Here is a 15,891-nt window from a genome sequence, read left to right on the forward strand (position 1 = left end):
GCATTGGCGCGGAGAAGGCAAAAGGCCTGTTGCGATCGGGATCGCAACAGGCCTTTTGCTTATGACTGACTCCGGCTGACGCGCCGGACTATTTAACGCGGTGAGTTCTTCAACGAATCGCGGATTTCACGCAGCAGCAGCACGTCTTCCGGCGTCGGCGGCGGTTCCGCCGGCGCGGCTTCGGCCGGCTTACGCAAATTGTTGATGAACTTGACCATCAGGAAAATGATGAACGCGAGAATCACGAAGTTGATCAGCACGGTGATGAACGAGCCATAACCGAATACGGCAACGCCCGCCGTTTGCAAGTCTTTATACGACTCGGGGCTGCCCTTGAAGGTGGGCGGAATGGGACCGAGGCGAACGAACTTATTGGAGAAATCGAGGCCGCCGGTGGCGAGCCCGACAACCGGCATGATCAGGTCTTTAACAATTGAATTGACGATGGTGGAGAACGCGCCGCCGATGATCACACCGACTGCCAGATCCATCACGTTGCCCTTGAGGGCAAATTCCTTGAATTCCTTGACCATGCTCATAGAGGTTCCTCCCAGAAGTCGATATTCGAATGATACCAACCTGAGAAGGATAGGCTAGTCTTTTGGCCAGGACGGCAAGGATTGTTTCTTATTGCGGAAACAGTGACTCGCTATGCCGTGCGCGTTCTATATGCGCGGCAAATGTGACTGGGTCTGTATTAGTGCCGCACAACAGTACGCCCACGCGTTTGCCTTGCAGCTGTTCGCGCAACGGGCCGAGCAAACCGGCGGTCGCCGCGGCGCAGGCCGGCTCGACGGCGAGCTTCAGTTGTCCGAACAAGGTCAGCATGGCCGCACGCAATTGGTCATCCGATACCGTGACGAGCTGATCGATATGCCGCCGGCACAATTCGTAGCTGTATTCCTCGGTGTGCGGCGACATGAGCGAGTCGGCAATGCCGTGCATCTGGCGCATCTTGACTGTGTGATTGGCGGCGAAACTCTTGCCCATGACATCCGCGCCTTCGGGTTCCACGCCATACACATGCACGTTCGGATTCGCCAGGCGCATGGCGGTTGCCACACCCGCCGCGAGGCCGCCGCCGCCGATCGGCACGATGACCGCTTCGAGATCCGGTGTTTGCGTGGCCCACTCGTAGCCGAGCGTGGCCGAACCCAGCACCGTGCGATAGCCGTTGAACGGATGCACGAAATAGCGGCCTTCTTCGGCCTCGATCCGGCGCACCAGTTCAAATGCCTCGGCAATGTCCTGCGCGAACACGATTTCGGCGCGGTATTGCCGGCACAGCGCCACGCGCGCTGGATTGGCCGCGTGAAACAGCACGACCTTGGCGCTGATGCCGAGGCGCATGGCCGCATACGCGACCGCCACCGCATGATTGCCGCCCGACACGCACGTGACGCCTGCGCTGCGCTGTGCTTCGTCGAGTGCGAGCAGGTTGGTGAACGCACCACGCGCCTTGAAGCTACCGCCCGCCTGCAACAACTCGAACTTGAAATTCACCACCGTGCCTTCGAGCGACGGAAAGTCCGCCCGGTCGAACACCGGCGTTCGCGCCACCCACGGCGTCAACGCAAAGTGCTGTGCGGCGATGTCGTCGAGCGTGGGGATCGGCTCGCCGTCGATCGTGTGGTCGGTGTGTTGCGGCGTGGCGGTGGACATGGTGTTGGCGTGCGTGGCTCGGTATGGGTAAGACTCTTTCTAGGTGCGTCGGTTTCAGTGCGCGTGCGCGTCGACCGACATGCTGTGAATGAATTTGTGCAGGAAACGCTCGCACGCCACCAACTGATCCAGCGCGACGAATTCGTTGGGCTTGTGCGCCTGCTCGATGTTACCGGGTCCGCAAACAATGCTCGGAATGCCCGCCAGCGAGAACAGGCCGGCTTCCGTGCCGTAGGCCACCTTGCGTTTGTCCTGATCGGCGGTCAACGCGCGCACCAGTTGCGTGATGGCGGCTTGTTCAGACGAATCGAGCCCCGGCGCCGCGGCGATCTTCGTGATCTCGATTGCCGCCGATGGATGCTCGCGCAACATTTTCGGCAGCAGCGTTTCGCGTGCATATTGATCGATGCGCGCGAAGATCGGTTCGGGATCGAGCGTGGGCAGGTTGCGGAACTCGAACTGGAACTTGCATTCGGCCGGCACGGTATTGATCGCGTTGCCGCCGACGATCGTGCTGGTTTGCGCGGTGGTGAAGGGCACGTCGTACAGTTCGTCGAACGGACCTTGCTCGCGGAATTGATCGGCCATATCGCGGATATAGCAGATCAGCCGCGCGGCGTATTCGATCGCGTTCAAACCCTTTGGCGTCAGCGACGAATGCGCCGCCTGGCCGCGCACGCAGCACTGGTAGGCATTGATGCCTTTGTGCGCCACGATCGGCCGCATGCTGGTCGGCTCGCCGACGATGCAGCCGTCCGGCTTCACGCCGCGTTTCATCAGGTCGGCGATCAGGAGCGGCGCGCCGGCGCAGCCCACTTCCTCGTCGAAGGAGAGCGCAAGGTGAATCGGCTTGGCGAGTTTGGTGCGCTGCATTTCCGGCACAAGCGTCAGCGCCGCGCCAATGAAACCTTTCATGTCGCAGGTGCCGCGGCCGTACAGCTTGTCGCCGCGAATTTCCGGTTTGAACGGATCGCTGTCCCATTGCTGGCCGTCAACGGGCACCACGTCGGTATGGCCCGACAGCACCACGCCGCCGTTCGTTTCGCCGTTGTGCGCGGGAATCGTCGCGAACAGATTGGCCCATTTGCCGCTTGCGTCGTGCGTGAGCGTGGCCTCGACGCCAACCGCACGCAATTCGTCGCGCACCGTTTCGATCAGACCGAGATTCGGATTGCGGCTGACCGTGTCCATCGACACGAGGCGGGTGACCCACGGGAGCGAAACGGGCGTAGACGGGGTGGACTGCGGCGTGGACTGCGCTGTTTCAGCGACATGAGACATGACAAGACTCCGGCATTTGAGTCTTTCGATCATACCCAAAAAAAAGACGCCCGTATGCTGCGGTGCGTGTTTGCGCACCGCAGCATGAATGGGAAAAACGCTAGACGTACCCCGGTTTTCGACGCTGCGCTAGCGCTAGCGCTGCCGCTAGCGCTGCCGCTGCCACATATCGCACGAACTCATCGCGCGGCTGCGCTCGCCGCGGTGCCGCGGCTCGGCGTGCCCAGCGCGCGCAAGGTTTCCTTGACCGTGGCGACACGCACCGCCAGATCGGGGCTGCGCGTTTCGATACGCAGCTTGTCCTGACCCGCGAGCTTGATGTGCTTGTGTTTCTGCACCATCTCGATGATCCGCATCGCGTCGATCGGCGGGTTGGGGATGAACTGCAAGCCGATCACCGCTTCGCCGGCATCGATCTTCGAAATGCCGAGCGGTTTGGCCGCCAGCCGCAGACGATGCGTCTCCACCAGCGCATGCGCTTGCGGCGGCAGCTTGCCGAAGCGGTCGATCAGTTCTTCCTGAATGCTGTCGATCGAATCGTTGTGCTCGCAATTAGCCAGCCGCTTGTAGAGCGACAGACGCTCCTGCACATCGCCGCAATAGTCGGCGGGGAGAATCGCCGGCGCATGCAGGTTGATCTCGGTGGTCGCGGCGAGCGGCGCGGTGAGGTCCGGCTCCTTGCCTTCCTTCAATGCCTTCACCGCGTCGTTCAGCATGTCGGTGTAGAGCTGGAAGCCGATCTCGTGAATCTCGCCGGATTGTTTATCGCCGAGCACTTCGCCCGTGCCGCGAATCTCGAGGTCGTGCATAGCCAGATAGAAGCCCGAACCGAGTTCCTCCATCTGCTGGATCGCCTCCAGCCGGCGTTGCGCCTGTTTGGTCAGCCCTTGCGGATCGTGAACGAGCAGATACGAATACGCCTGGTGATGCGAACGGCCCACCCGGCCACGCAACTGGTGCAATTGCGCGAGACCGAACTTGTCCGCGCGATGAATCAGGATGGTATTGGCGCTCGGCACGTCGATGCCGGTTTCGATAATCGTCGTGCACAACAACACGTTGGCGCGCTGCGCGACGAAGTCGCGCATCACGCGTTCGAGTTCGCGTTCGTGCATCTGGCCGTGCGCGACCGCGATGCGCGCTTCAGGCACCAACGCTTCGAGCATCTGCCGGCGATTTTCGATCGTCTCGACTTCGTTGTGCAGGAAGTAGACCTGGCCGCCGCGCTTCAACTCACGCAGCATGGCTTCGCGAATCACGCTGTCTTCCTCGCGACGCACGAAGGTTTTGATCGCGAGGCGCTTCTGCGGCGCGGTGGCGATCACGGAGAAATCGCGCAGGCCTTCGAGCGCCATGCCGAGCGTACGCGGAATCGGCGTGGCGGTCAGCGTGAGCACGTCCACTTCGGCACGCAAGGCCTTCAGCGCCTCTTTCTGACGCACGCCGAAACGGTGTTCCTCGTCGATGATCACGAGTCCCAGCCGCTTGAATTGCACGTCGGACGAGAGCAGCTTGTGCGTGCCGATCACGATATCGACCGTGCCTTCGTTGATCTGCTGGATTGCCGCGCTGACTTCCTTGGTCGATTTGAAGCGCGACAGTTCGGCGATCCGCACTGGCCAGTCGGAGAAGCGGTCGCTGAAAGTCTGCGTGTGCTGCTCGGCGAGCAGCGTTGTGGGCGAGAGCAGCGCGACCTGTTTGCCGCCCATCACCGCGATGAACGCCGCGCGCAATGCCACTTCGGTCTTGCCGAAGCCGACATCGCCGCACACGAGACGATCCATCGGCTTGCCGCTCGTCATGTCGCCGATCACGGCAGCGATCGCCGCGGCCTGGTCCGGCGTTTCCTCGAAGCCGAAGCTCTCCGCGAACTTCACATAGTCTTTCGGTTCGAGCGCGAACGCGTGGCCTTCACGTGCCGCGCGGCGTGCGTAGAGATTCAGCAGTTCGGCCGCGGTATCGCGGATCTGTTGCGCGGCCTTGCGTTTGGCTTTTTCCCACTGGCCGGAGCCGAGCGAATGCAGCGGCGCGCTTTCCGGATCGGCGCCGCTGTAGCGCGAGATCACGTGTAGCTGGGCGACAGGAACGTACAACTTGCTATCGCCCGCGTATTCGAGGTGCAGGAACTCGGTCTCGCCCTCGCCGAGATCCATGGTGACGAGCCCCATATAGCGGCCGATGCCGTGCTGCGAATGCACGACCGGATCGCCCACCTTGAGCTCGGACAGATCGCGCACCATCGAATCGACGTTGCTCGCCTGTTCCTGACGGCGGCGCCCCGCGCGACGCGCGAGCGGACCATACAGCTCGGTCTCGGTGATGATCGCGATGCCGTCGACCGGCACCGCAAAGCCGTTGGCGAGCGGCGCGACGCCCAACGAAAAGCGCTCGTCGCTCGTCAGCCAGTCCTGGAAGCTGTCGCTCGATACCGGCCGCAGATGATTGTCGGCGAACAATTGCAACAGCGTTTCGCGCCGGCCCGCCGATTCGGTGGCGAACAGCACGCGATTCGGCGTAGTGTCGAGATAGGCGCGCAAGGCCGAAACCGGATCTTCCGCATGACGGTCGATCGCGAGATTCGGCAATGGCGTGGACCAGCCGCCGCCGGCGTTCGCAGGCAGTGAGAGCCGCGCGAACGGCTTGGCGAGCGTGAAGAAATCCTCGTCCGACAGGAACAGACGCTGCGGCTCCAGAATTGGCCGGTCGCGGTCGTGCGAGAGGAAGTTGTAGCGCTGCTTCGTGTCGTTGGTAAAGCGCCGGATCGCCGCTTCGAGATCGCCGACGAACGCCAGTTGCGCGCCTTCGGGCAGGTAATGGAACAGCGTGGCCGTGTCTTCGAAAAACAGCGGCAGGTAGTATTCGATCCCCGCCGAGGGCACGCCGTTGCCGATGTCCTTGTAGATCGACGCGCGGCTCGGGTCGCCCTCGAAGGTCTCGCGCCAGCGGCTGCGGAAGGCGGTGCGGGCGGCTTCGTCGAACGGAAATTCGCGGCCGGGCAGCAGGCGCACGTCTTTCACCGGGTAGAGGCTGCGCTGCGTGTCCGGGTCGAACGCGCGGATCGAGTCGACCTGATCGTCGAACAGGTCGATCCGGTAGGGCAAGGGCGAGCCCATCGGATAGAGATCGAGCAGCGAGCCGCGCACGCAGTATTCGCCCGGACGCACCACCTGGCTCACGTGTTCGTAGCCGGCCAGCGTCAACTGCGCCTTGAGTCTGGCTTCGTCGAGCCGCTGACCTTGCGAGAAGGAGAACGTGTAAGCCGCCAGGAACGAGGCGGGCGGCATGCGGTACAGCGCCGTCGTGGCGGGGACCAGCAGGATATCGCAGCGGCCTTCGCCGAGATCGTGCAGCGTGGCGAGACGCTCCGAGACCAGATCCTGATGCGGCGAAAAGGTGTCGTAAGGGAGCGTTTCCCAGTCCGGCAGCAGACGCACGCGCGCCTCGGGCGCGAAAAAGCCGATTTCCTGCGCAAGACGCTGCGCATCGACGGCGCTTTCGCACACCACCGCGAGCAGCGGCACCTTCTCGCGATAGGCGAGATGGTAGCGGGCGATCAGCAGCGCGTCGGACGAGCCGTGCGTGCCGTCGAAGGCGAAACGCTGGCCGGCCTTGACGAGCGCGACGGGCGGGGAGTACTGCGATGATGCGGCGATGTCTGGCATAGAAGAGAAAAAGCGGCCTCAGGCTCACACGTGACCGGCAAGTTTACGCGCGTCGGGGCGTGGATGCGAAGGACCTATTATAAAATCCATCCTTTACTTTGACTTCGCGGCATCCGCACTCGTGACTTCCCGTCTATTTGCCCTGATTCCGTGCGCTGGCACCGGCAGCCGTTCCGGCGCCGCGATGCCCAAACAATATCGCACTGTTGCCGGCCGCGACATGTTGCATTACTCGCTGGCGGCCTTCGACGCCTGCAGCGAGTTTGCGCAAACCCTCGTCGTGATCGCTCCGGACGACGCTCATTTCGACGGCCGCCGCTTCGGCGGCTTGCGTTTCGCGGTGCGCCGCAGCGGCGGGGCCTCGCGCCAGGCGTCGGTGCTCAACGGTCTGCATGCGCTCGTCGAGTTCGGCGCGCGTGACGACGACTGGGTGCTGGTGCACGACGCGGCCCGCCCCGGCATCACGCCCGCGCTGATCCGCACGTTGGTCGGCGCGCTGAAGGGCGACCCGGTGGGCGGCATCATGGCCTTGCCCGTGGCGGACACGCTGAAGCGGATCGACGCGACGTCTTCGGACGGCCGGATCGCCCGCACCGAGGCGCGCGACGGCTTGTGGCAGGCGCAGACGCCGCAGATGTTCCGCATCGGCATGCTGCGCGAGGCGATCCTGCTCGCGCAGGCCGACGGTCACGACCTGACCGACGAAGCGAGCGCGATCGAATGGCTGGGCCACGCGCCGAAGCTGGTGCAGGGCAGCTTGCGCAACTTCAAGGTGACGTATCCGGAAGACTTCGATCTGGCCGAGGCGATTCTGAGCCGGCCGGCGGCTGCGTCCTGACTGGACGATTTCAATTTTAACTAGCGGGCTTGAGGACTTGACGCATATGGATTTCAGAATTGGGCAAGGGTATGACGTGCATGCGCTGGTGCCGGGACGCCCGTTGATTATCGGCGGCGTGACGATTCCTTATGAGCGCGGTCTGCTCGGCCATTCGGATGCCGACGTGCTGCTGCACGCCATTACCGACGCCATTTTCGGCGCCGCCGCGATGGGCGATATCGGCCGGCATTTTTCCGACACCGACGCGAAGTTTGCCGGCGCGGACAGCCGCGTGTTGCTGCGTGAATGCTTTGCGCGTGTGAAAGCGGCGGGATTTTCCATCGCCAACGTGGATAGCAGCGTGGTGGCGCAGGCGCCGAAGCTGGCGCCGCATATCGAAGGCATGCGGGCCAATATTGCCGCCGATCTCGGTCTGCCGCTCGAGCGCGTGAACGTCAAAGCCAAGACCAACGAAAAGCTCGGCTATCTCGGCCGAGGCGAGGGCATTGAAGCTCAGGCCGCGGTTCTGCTGATCAAGAACTGAGCCAGGTTTTACAGGGCGCGCGCAGCAACGGCAGTCCAGTCGCGCCGCGCGCATTCAAAAGCTCAGCGGCCTTTTCACCGGCACGACTCAGAGCGTGGCGCCGCCGATTGGGCGGTTGCAAGCGCACAGCTCGTCCGTTTGCAGGCCGTCCAGAATCCGCAGCACTTCTTCCGGATTGCGGCCCACGCTCAGATTGTTCACCGACACATGCTGGATCGTGTTGTCCGGATCGATGATGAAGGTGGCGCGCAGCGCGACACCCGCTTCCTGGTCACGCACGCCGAGCTGATCGATCAACTCGCCCTTCACGTCGCCGAAGGAATAGTGGTTTAGCCTGTTCAGGTCCTTGTTCTCGCGGCGCCATGCCAGCTTCACGAATTCGTTGTCGACGCTGCCGCCCATCAACACTGCGTCACGTTCCTCGAAATCCCTGACCAGCTTGCCGAACTCGACGATCTCCGTCGGACACACGCACGAGAAATCCTTCGGGTAGAAGTAGATGATCTTCCATTTGCCCGGAAACGACTGCTCCGTGATCTCTTCGAATGCCGAAATGCCGTTCTCTTCATGAAGGTTGAAGCCCGGCTTCGCCGCCGTGACGGTGAATGCTTCAACTTTATCGCCGACCGTTTTCATGCGAGTGCTCCTTCGTGCGTCGAAAAACAGCATGTCTGAAGCGACTAACTCGTCGCAACGAACGCGTTACACGTTATCTGCTTTCGCCTCTGCCGGGCGATGCCCGTTCCGTTAGGCGCCCTTGGCCAGCGGAAATTCGATGGTGACTTCGAGACCCGGTCCAGGCGTGCGATTGCGCAAGCGCAGCGCGCCGCGGTAACGGCCCACGAGGCGTTGAACGATGGCCATGCCCAGGCCCGTGCCGTTCGCCTGAGTGCGCGCCGAATTCACACGGTAGAACGGCCGTGTGACGAGCGATAGCTGGTCTTCCGGAATGCCGGGCCCTTCATCGACCACCGAGAGTTCGACCCGCGAGTGCGACACCCGCGTTTCCAGAATCACGTGCGGAATGCCGTCGCCGTCGCTCAAGCCATATTTGCGCGCGTTTTCCAGCAGATTGCCGACTACCCGGCGCATGTCGGTCTCGTCGGCCTCGATCACCGCCGACGGCGCGAGCCGCGTGATCAGGCGCATGCTGTCTTCGCTCTGCATGCGCGCGGCCAACTCGCCCGCGATCACGGACAGGTCGACAGGCTCCGGCACTCGCTGCACCGGGCGCGCGTAATCGAGGAACCGGCCGATGATCATGTCCATCTGCTCGATGTCGTCGACCATCGCGTCTTTGGTGGCCTGGTCCGACGGGCTCATCTCGGTTTCGAGCCGCAGACGCGCGAGCGGGGTGCGCAAGTCGTGCGAGATGCCGGCAAGCATCAGCGCGCGGTCGGCCTCGAGCTGTTCGAGGTCCTGCACCATCTGGTTGAAACTGCGATTGGTTTCCGCGGCCACGCCCATGCCGCGCTCGGGCAGCGGCTCGGGCGACTGCCCGGAGCCGACCTTGCGCGCGGCCATGGCGAGGCGCGCGAACGGACGGTTCACGAGACTCGTGATGAAGGCCGCGCCGAACAGCGACAGCGCCAGCGCGAACACACCCCAGCCGGCCCATTGCAAACCGGTGGCGTTGTCGAGCTGATCGCGGTCGAGCGCGACCCAGTAGTCGTCGTCGTCGATCTTGAAGCTGATCCAGACGCCGGGGATGTCGTTCACGCTCTGGGCAATCACGGTGTCGTCGCCGAGCCGGCCGCGAATGTCGTGTTCGATCAGCCGGTTCAGCGACTCGTCGGGCTGGAGCTTGTACTTGTCGGTGGTTTCGCGCGGATACACGCGCACCCCTTCATTGCTTTCCAGATCCTGCAGCAGCGCGCGCCGCAGGTCGGGATCGGAATAAAGGAGTGCGGTGCGCGTGAGCTTGACGATGGCGACGAGCTGCAGCGCCACGCGCTGCGCGCGCGGCTCGCGTTCGATCACCCTGAAGCTCTGGAACCACGCGGCGAGACTGACTGCGATCAACAGCGCGATCAACAGAAAGGTCCGCCAGAAAAGGCCGCCGAACGCGAGCGTCAGGAGGCGCCGGTCGATCCGCATGGGCCCTTCTTATCAGAAATCAAAAACTGGAGGTGAGAACAAACTCAGGCTGCACCGTCGGGGATGAACACGTAGCCCAGACCCCAGACGGTCTGGATGAAACGCGGGCTGCCCGGATCGGGTTCGATCAGCTTGCGCAGACGCGAAATCTGCACGTCCAGACTGCGGTCGAACACTTCGTACTCACGGCCGCGTGCGAGCTCCATGAGCTTTTCACGCGACAGCGGCTGGCGCGGATGACGCGCGAACACCTTGAGCACCGAGAACTCGCCCGTGGTCAGCGGAATTTCCTGGCCGGCCTTGGTGAGCGTGCGGGTGGCGAGATTCAGCGCGAACTCGCCGAACTCGAACACCTCGGTGGTTTCGGACGGCGCGCCCGGCAACTCCGACGGCGACTGGCGGCGCAGCACCGCGTGGATGCGCGCAACCAGCTCGCGCGGGTTGAACGGCTTGGGCAGATAGTCGTCGGCGCCCATTTCCAGGCCGACGATCCGGTCGACGTCTTCACCCTTGGCCGTCAGCATGATGATCGGCGTACGGTCGTTGCTGCCACGCAGGCGGCGGCAGATCGACAGGCCGTCTTCGCCCGGCAGCATCAGATCGAGCACCAGCAGATCGAAGCGCTCACGCACCCAGAGCTTGTTCATGGACGGCGCGTTCTCGGCGACATAGACGTTGAAGCCCTGTTCACCGAGGTAGCGGCGCAGCAGATCGCGCAGGCGTGGATCGTCATCGACGACGAGGATTTTCGAAGGGTTTTTGGTTTCCATGGTCGGCATCTTAGCGCGATTAGAAAGGGGTGCGCGTTTGCATCATTTAACGGGTTACAGTCAGTTACAAAATTTACCCGCACTGTGGCACGACGTAAAGCGGGGGCAGGTAGACTCCTTTACTGAATGCGGCTGTTCGGTGGATACTTCACACGACTAAAACTCTCGCACCCGGCTCGTTACCGGGTTTGTGTATACGCATTTGAGGTAGCCGGTTGCCGCGCCACGAAGGGAACAACATGAAGGGAGGGGTTTGGCCGAATGTGCGCCTAAGCGTGATTGCACTGGCGGTAGCCGGTACGCTGGCAGGCTCACTAGGACCAACGCTCGCCCATGCCCAGCCTTCCGCCGACAGAGCCATGAGCCAGCGCGCGCCCAGGCAGGGCAAGGCCAACCGCCACGACCCGAGCACCGACCATCCCGCATCAGACGTCATGTTGCGCACCGCAGTTCCCCCCGATCTCGATCAACGTCGTCGCGACGGTCATATGACGCCCGACGAACGGCGCCTGTTACGGCAGCACATCGAAGATGCTGTCCGCGAACTCTACAAACGGTAGCTATTATCGTGCCAGCCCTCGGCGCGCGGTTCACGTTTCTTCCCTGCGTGAAAGAATTCGTTGCACTTTCCCTGTCCACTTCCCCGTTCAATCTGCCGGTGAGTCGTAAGAACGAAGCGCGCGATGTATGCAGTGCGCACGCAACGCCTCTCCATGACATCGCGGCAACCTCGATGATCGATGATGAAATTGCACGCGCGTGGTAGTTGTGGCCGCAAGTTTGTAGCGTCGGCGATTGCCCTGGCGGTGGTGGCACTGGGCGGGCCGGCGGCCGCGGTGCAGCCTGGCGCGACTCGTCTTCCACACATCAGGCACGCTCTGCCAGGCGCCGACGAGCAGGCCACTTCGCAGCATGAACAAAGCATCCTCGATGCCGACGATGCGCGCTTCTTCCTGACGCGCGTCGGCTTCGCGCCGGATAGCGCCGAACTCGCGCAATACGTTGGACTCACGCGAGCGCAGGCCGTCGATAAAGTACTCGCGAGCGCGCGGACCGAGGCGGTCACGCCGCTACCCGACTGGGTTCTCGAACCGGTTCCGACTCGCGAGACGAAGAAGGCGTGGACCGACGATCAACGTCGCGAGGAGCAGCGACTGCGCGCGCAGCGTTACGAATTATTACGCTCATGGTGGGTGCGCGAGATGTTGACCACGCCGTCGCCGCTCACCGAGCGCATGACGCTGTTCTGGCATAACCACTTCACCTCGGGTCAGGACAAGGTGCCCTATCCGCAGCAGATGGCGCAGCAGAACATGCTGTTGCGGCGAGACGCGCTCGGCAACTTCGGCGAGTTATTGCACGACGTCGCGAAGGATCCGGCGATGCTGCAATACCTCGACGGCGCAAGCAATCGCAAGGGCAAGCCCAACGAAAATTTCGCCCGTGAAGTGATGGAGCTGTTCACGCTAGGCGAAGGACACTACACGCAGCGTGACGTGTCGGAGGCCGCGCGCGCCTATACGGGCTGGAGTCTCGATCCGGACACGCAGGCCTACGTGTGGCGCGCCAACCAGCACAATGACGGCGAGAAGACCGTGCTCGGCGAGACAGGGCCATTCAACGGCGATCAGGTGCTCGATATCCTGCTCGCGCGGCCGGAAACGGCCACCTTCGTGACCGCCAAACTGTGGCGCGAATTTGTCTCGGACACGCCGGACCTGTCGCGCGTCGAACCGATCGCGGCGCGGTTTCGCGCGAGCCACTACGATATCAAGGTCGCGCTGCGCGGAGTGTTCCTGAGCGAGGCGTTCTGGGACGACGGCGATCGCGGTGTCCTCGTGAAGTCGCCGGCGGAGTTCGTGGTCGGCACGCTGCGCGCGTTCGACATCGGCTACGACAACACGGCGCCGTTCGCCTCGCAAATCCGCACGCTCGGCGAGAACCTGTTCTATCCGCCGAACGTCAAAGGATGGCCGGGCGGCACGACATGGATCAACAGTTCCACGCTGCTTGCCCGCAAGCAATTCGTCGAGCAACTGTTCCGCGCGACCGAGGCCGCCGGCCCGCGGCGTATGACCAATCCCACGGCCACGGGGATCGCCGCGAGCGGCACGATGCCCGAGATGGAGCCGGCTCCCGCGCTGCAGCGCGCGATGGCGCGCGCCGCTCAAAGCGGCAAAGGTGGCGTACGCTTCGACATCGGGACATGGCTCGCGCACTACAGCACCGCGCCGACGGCCAGGCCGGGGTTGTCGACCGAGTTGCAGTGGCAGCATGCGGTCCTGCCGCTCACGCCGGTCGATGCGATCGAAACCGGTTCGACGGCGAGTGCGTATCTGGAGGCATTGCTGATGGACCCGGCGTATCAATTGAAGTGAGCCGCTGAAATAAGCACGCGCAAGGCAGCTAAAAGGAATGTGTCTGTCGACGGCGCTACGGCTCGCGCCGCGGCAATCGAACGAGGTGCAGGATGAAACGACGCAGCTTTCTCTCGATGAGCGCGGCCGCGAGCGCGACCCTCTGGCTGCCCCGCGCATTCGGCGCGCCGATGGCGGCGCCGGGCGCGTCTTCCGCACGCGGCTACGACAACCTGCTGATTCTCGTCGAACTGAAGGGCGGCAACGACGGTTTGAATACGGTGATTCCCTTTGCCGATCCCACGTACTACCAGTTGCGCAAGAACATCGGCATCAAGCGCGAGCAGGTCATTCAACTCGACGAGCGCACCGCGCTGCATCCGTCCTTGCAAGCGTTGATGCCGCTATGGCGTGACCAGCAACTGGCGATTGTGCAGGGCTTGAGCTATGCGCAACCGAACCTGTCACACTTCCGCTCGATCGAAATCTGGGACACCGCGTCGCGTTCCGACCAGTATCTGCGCGAGGGGTGGCTGACGCGCGCATTTGCGCAGACGCCGGTGCCCGCCGGTTTTGCCGCCGACGGCGTGGTGATCGGCAGCGCCGAGATGGGGCCGCTCGCGAACGGCGCGCGCGCTATCGCGCTGGTCAATCCGGCGCAGTTCGTGAAGGCCTCGCGGCTTGCCACAGCGGTATCGCTGCACGAGCGCAATCCCGAACTGGCGCATATTCTCGACGTCGAAAACGATATCGTGAAAGCGGCCGACCGGCTACGCCCCGCGCAAGGGCAGGCGCCGTTGAAGACCGTGTTTCCCGGCGGCGCGTTCGGCAGTTCGATCAGAACGGCGATGCAGGTGCTGACAGCCGGCGAAGTTCCAAAAGACGTTGCTCCACGCAGCGCCCAGCAGGAATCGCCGCAGCGAGGCCAAGGCGTGGCGGTGATCCGTCTCACGCTGAACGGTTTCGACACGCACCAGAACCAGCCGGGTCAACAGGCGGCGCTGCTCAAGCAGCTCGCGGAAGGGTTGATGTCGATGAAGTCGGCGCTTGTCGAGCTTGGCCGTTGGGACGATACGTTGGTGATGACCTATGCCGAGTTCGGCCGGCGTCCGCGTGAGAATCAGAGCAACGGCACCGATCACGGCACCGTGGCGCCGCATTTCGTCGTGGGCGGACGCGTGCGCGGCGGCCTATACGGCGTGCCCCCGGTGCTCGCGCGGCTCGACGGCAATGGCAACTTGCCGGTCGGCGTCGATTTCCGGCAGCTTTACGCCACCGTGCTCGGGCCTTGGTGGGGACTCGACGCGTCGACGATCCTGCAGCAGCGGTTCGAACCGCTGCCGTTGCTACGCGCATGACGACGTGCTGAACGCGCCTCGCGTAAAGCCGGCGCGCCAGTAGCTCAGTTCACTTCGCTCGCCACGCGATCCAAAGCTTGCGAATCGGCGTCAACGCGATGCGCTGATGCAGAACGTGATAGCCGTCGCGTTCGATTTCATCCAGCAGGGCCAACGCCAAGGCCGCCTGCGCGACGAGCGTGCGCTGCGAGCGGCGCTCGCCGGCGGGCACGGCGCCGAGCGCGGTCTGCAACGCGTCGCGAGCGCGCTTGGTCTCGAAGCGCATCAACTCGGTGAACGCGTCGCTATATTTTCGATTGATCAGATCCGCGGCGGTCACATTGAAGCGCTGCATTTCGTCGATGGGAATGTAGATGCGGCCATGGCGCGCGTCATTGCCCGTTTCGACAACGAACTGCGCGAGCAGCAGCGCCTCGCCGAGCGCCGCGGACCAGTTCGACGCCTGCGCGGCATCTTTCGCCGTGGCGCGCGCGACCAGCGACGCGAACGTGCCGCCGACGCCTTGCACATAGCGCCGCAGATTCGGATAGTCGAGGTAGCGCGCCTGGTCGAGATCCATCTCGAAGCCGGCGAGCAAGGCCTGCAGCATCGGGTATTCGGCCTTCACGTCGGGCAGGTAGGCGGCCAGCGCCTTGGACACCGGATGCGACGGCGAGCCCGACGCCAGCGCGGCGAGTTCGTTCTGCCACCACGCGAGTTTCGTGCGCCCGATGGCCGGATCGCTGGTCTCCTTGACCGTTTCCTCGAATTCGCGGCGCAGTGCGAACAGCGCGGTCAACAGCGGCTGGCTGGCTGCGGGCGCCTGCCGAAGTGCATAGTAAGTACTCGATCCGGGCGGCGCCGCTTTCTGCTGGCAATATTCGTCGAAATTCACGGGATTGGTTTTGGGGAAGGGCAGGCGAAGAGGGCGCACGCTGTGCGTGCATCAAGCCAAAAATTGTAGCATCGGCGCCGTCCGGACAGATGCCGGGCAAATGCAGACAAGCGCGAATCAATCGGTTAGAATCTCGCGCTTACGCTTTCGGGCGCGTGTTTTCGACGCGGCCGACAGCACGCGGAACAACAGGCAGGCGCAGCGTGTCATGCCCGCCTGCGCGGGCGGTGGCGGGGATGAAGTCGTTGGAACCCGCGTAGAATAAAAGGCTGTTGCTGGAATTGCGGCGTGTTGTATCGCTTGCGAGACCGCAGTGGTCCTGCCTGCAGTAAAAATTCGCGTGAGTGGCGAAATTGGTAGACGCACCAGGTTTAGGTCCTGACGCCAGAAATGGTGTGCCGGTTCGAGTCCGGCCTCACGCACCAGGAAATAAGGCCACGTTCCATAAAGGAACGTGGCCTTTTCT

General features: G+C 63.2%; 13 protein-coding genes and 1 tRNA gene. 6 read left to right on the forward strand and 8 right to left on the reverse strand.

What is annotated here, in order from left to right:
- Positions 1 to 92: 92 nt before the first annotated feature.
- The 4 genes from mscL to mfd all read right to left on the reverse strand — a co-directional run bounded on the left by mscL (position 93) and on the right by mfd (position 6,605).
- Positions 93 to 539 (reverse strand): large conductance mechanosensitive channel protein MscL, encoded by a 447-nt coding sequence (mscL, locus tag B0G71_RS09330; RefSeq protein ID WP_106283509.1) that lies wholly within the window; start codon positions 537 to 539, stop codon positions 93 to 95.
- 88 nt (positions 540 to 627) lie between these two features.
- Positions 628 to 1,662, reverse strand: a complete 1,035-nt coding sequence (locus tag B0G71_RS09335) for a threonine/serine dehydratase (protein WP_116141192.1) — start codon at positions 1,660 to 1,662, stop codon at positions 628 to 630.
- A gap of 54 nt (positions 1,663 to 1,716) precedes the next feature.
- Complete coding sequence (gene argE / locus B0G71_RS09340) at positions 1,717 to 2,943, reverse strand: acetylornithine deacetylase (RefSeq protein ID WP_116141194.1); 1,227 nt, start codon at positions 2,941 to 2,943, stop codon at positions 1,717 to 1,719.
- Positions 2,944 to 3,122: 179 nt separating this feature from the next.
- Entirely contained in the window at positions 3,123 to 6,605 is a 3,483-nt protein-coding gene (gene mfd, locus B0G71_RS09345) for a transcription-repair coupling factor (RefSeq protein ID WP_116141196.1), read from the reverse strand.
- 121 nt (positions 6,606 to 6,726) lie between these two features.
- Between mfd and ispD the strand changes: the two genes are divergently transcribed.
- Positions 6,727 to 7,443: a 2-C-methyl-D-erythritol 4-phosphate cytidylyltransferase gene (ispD, locus tag B0G71_RS09350; RefSeq protein ID WP_116141198.1), complete on the forward strand. Its 717-nt coding sequence runs from the start codon at positions 6,727 to 6,729 to the stop codon at positions 7,441 to 7,443.
- 46 nt (positions 7,444 to 7,489) lie between these two features.
- The gene (ispF, locus tag B0G71_RS09355) at positions 7,490 to 7,969 is read left to right on the forward strand and encodes a 2-C-methyl-D-erythritol 2,4-cyclodiphosphate synthase (RefSeq protein WP_116141200.1); all 480 of its coding nucleotides are present in this window, start codon (positions 7,490 to 7,492) and stop codon (positions 7,967 to 7,969) included.
- Positions 7,970 to 8,056: 87 nt separating this feature from the next.
- On the opposite strand, the gene B0G71_RS09360 is transcribed toward ispF, so the two are convergent.
- The 3 genes from B0G71_RS09360 to ompR form a co-directional block, all read right to left on the reverse strand.
- Positions 8,057 to 8,605, reverse strand: coding sequence for a peroxiredoxin (locus B0G71_RS09360; protein WP_116141202.1), 549 nt, complete (start codon positions 8,603 to 8,605; stop codon positions 8,057 to 8,059).
- A 111-nt stretch (positions 8,606 to 8,716) separates the two neighbouring features.
- Positions 8,717 to 10,066, reverse strand: a complete 1,350-nt coding sequence (locus B0G71_RS09365) for an ATP-binding protein (protein WP_028196599.1) — start codon at positions 10,064 to 10,066, stop codon at positions 8,717 to 8,719.
- A 44-nt stretch (positions 10,067 to 10,110) separates the two neighbouring features.
- Positions 10,111 to 10,845 carry a two-component system response regulator OmpR gene (ompR, locus tag B0G71_RS09370; RefSeq protein WP_006048917.1) on the reverse strand — a complete coding sequence of 245 codons (735 nt, stop codon included), beginning with the start codon at positions 10,843 to 10,845 and terminating at the stop codon, positions 10,111 to 10,113.
- A 230-nt stretch (positions 10,846 to 11,075) separates the two neighbouring features.
- On the opposite strand from ompR, the gene B0G71_RS09375 reads away from it, so the two are divergent.
- The 3 genes from B0G71_RS09375 to B0G71_RS09385 all read left to right on the forward strand — a co-directional run bounded on the left by B0G71_RS09375 (position 11,076) and on the right by B0G71_RS09385 (position 14,551).
- On the forward strand, positions 11,076 to 11,396 hold the full coding sequence (locus B0G71_RS09375; protein WP_106283503.1) for a hypothetical protein: 321 nt from the start codon (positions 11,076 to 11,078) through the stop codon (positions 11,394 to 11,396).
- A gap of 180 nt (positions 11,397 to 11,576) precedes the next feature.
- Entirely contained in the window at positions 11,577 to 13,214 is a 1,638-nt protein-coding gene (locus B0G71_RS09380; protein WP_116141204.1) for a DUF1800 family protein, read from the forward strand.
- A 92-nt stretch (positions 13,215 to 13,306) separates the two neighbouring features.
- The gene (locus B0G71_RS09385) at positions 13,307 to 14,551 is read left to right on the forward strand and encodes a DUF1501 domain-containing protein (RefSeq protein WP_116141206.1); all 1,245 of its coding nucleotides are present in this window, start codon (positions 13,307 to 13,309) and stop codon (positions 14,549 to 14,551) included.
- A 49-nt stretch (positions 14,552 to 14,600) separates the two neighbouring features.
- On the opposite strand, the gene B0G71_RS09390 is transcribed toward B0G71_RS09385, so the two are convergent.
- The gene (locus tag B0G71_RS09390) at positions 14,601 to 15,425 is read right to left on the reverse strand and encodes a squalene/phytoene synthase family protein (RefSeq protein ID WP_116141209.1); all 825 of its coding nucleotides are present in this window, start codon (positions 15,423 to 15,425) and stop codon (positions 14,601 to 14,603) included.
- 338 nt (positions 15,426 to 15,763) lie between these two features.
- On the opposite strand from B0G71_RS09390, the gene B0G71_RS09395 reads away from it, so the two are divergent.
- A tRNA-Leu gene (locus B0G71_RS09395) sits at positions 15,764 to 15,850 on the forward strand.
- The last annotated feature ends 41 nt before the right edge of the window (positions 15,851 to 15,891 follow it).

It is taken from the genome of Paraburkholderia sp. BL27I4N3, from assembly GCF_003386115.1.
Lineage (GTDB): Bacteria > Pseudomonadota > Gammaproteobacteria > Burkholderiales > Burkholderiaceae > Paraburkholderia.

Excerpts from the sequence above, each read along its gene's own strand:
- B0G71_RS09360 (WP_116141202.1), bottom strand. The coding sequence starts at position 8,605 with ATGAAAACGGTCGGCGATAAAGTTGAAGCATTCACCGTCACGGCGGCG.
- ispF (WP_116141200.1), top strand. The coding sequence starts at position 7,490 with ATGGATTTCAGAATTGGGCAAGGGTATGACGTGCATGCGCTGGTGCCG.
- B0G71_RS09380 (WP_116141204.1), top strand. The coding sequence starts at position 11,577 with ATGATGAAATTGCACGCGCGTGGTAGTTGTGGCCGCAAGTTTGTAGCG.
- ompR (WP_006048917.1), bottom strand. The coding sequence starts at position 10,845 with ATGCCGACCATGGAAACCAAAAACCCTTCGAAAATCCTCGTCGTCGAT.
- B0G71_RS09335 (WP_116141192.1), bottom strand. The coding sequence starts at position 1,662 with ATGTCCACCGCCACGCCGCAACACACCGACCACACGATCGACGGCGAG.
- B0G71_RS09385 (WP_116141206.1), top strand. The coding sequence starts at position 13,307 with ATGAAACGACGCAGCTTTCTCTCGATGAGCGCGGCCGCGAGCGCGACC.
- B0G71_RS09365 (WP_028196599.1), bottom strand. The coding sequence starts at position 10,066 with ATGCGGATCGACCGGCGCCTCCTGACGCTCGCGTTCGGCGGCCTTTTC.
- mfd (WP_116141196.1), bottom strand. The coding sequence starts at position 6,605 with ATGCCAGACATCGCCGCATCATCGCAGTACTCCCCGCCCGTCGCGCTC.
- B0G71_RS09375 (WP_106283503.1), top strand. The coding sequence starts at position 11,076 with ATGAAGGGAGGGGTTTGGCCGAATGTGCGCCTAAGCGTGATTGCACTG.
- argE (WP_116141194.1), bottom strand. The coding sequence starts at position 2,943 with ATGTCTCATGTCGCTGAAACAGCGCAGTCCACGCCGCAGTCCACCCCG.
- mscL (WP_106283509.1), bottom strand. The coding sequence starts at position 539 with ATGAGCATGGTCAAGGAATTCAAGGAATTTGCCCTCAAGGGCAACGTG.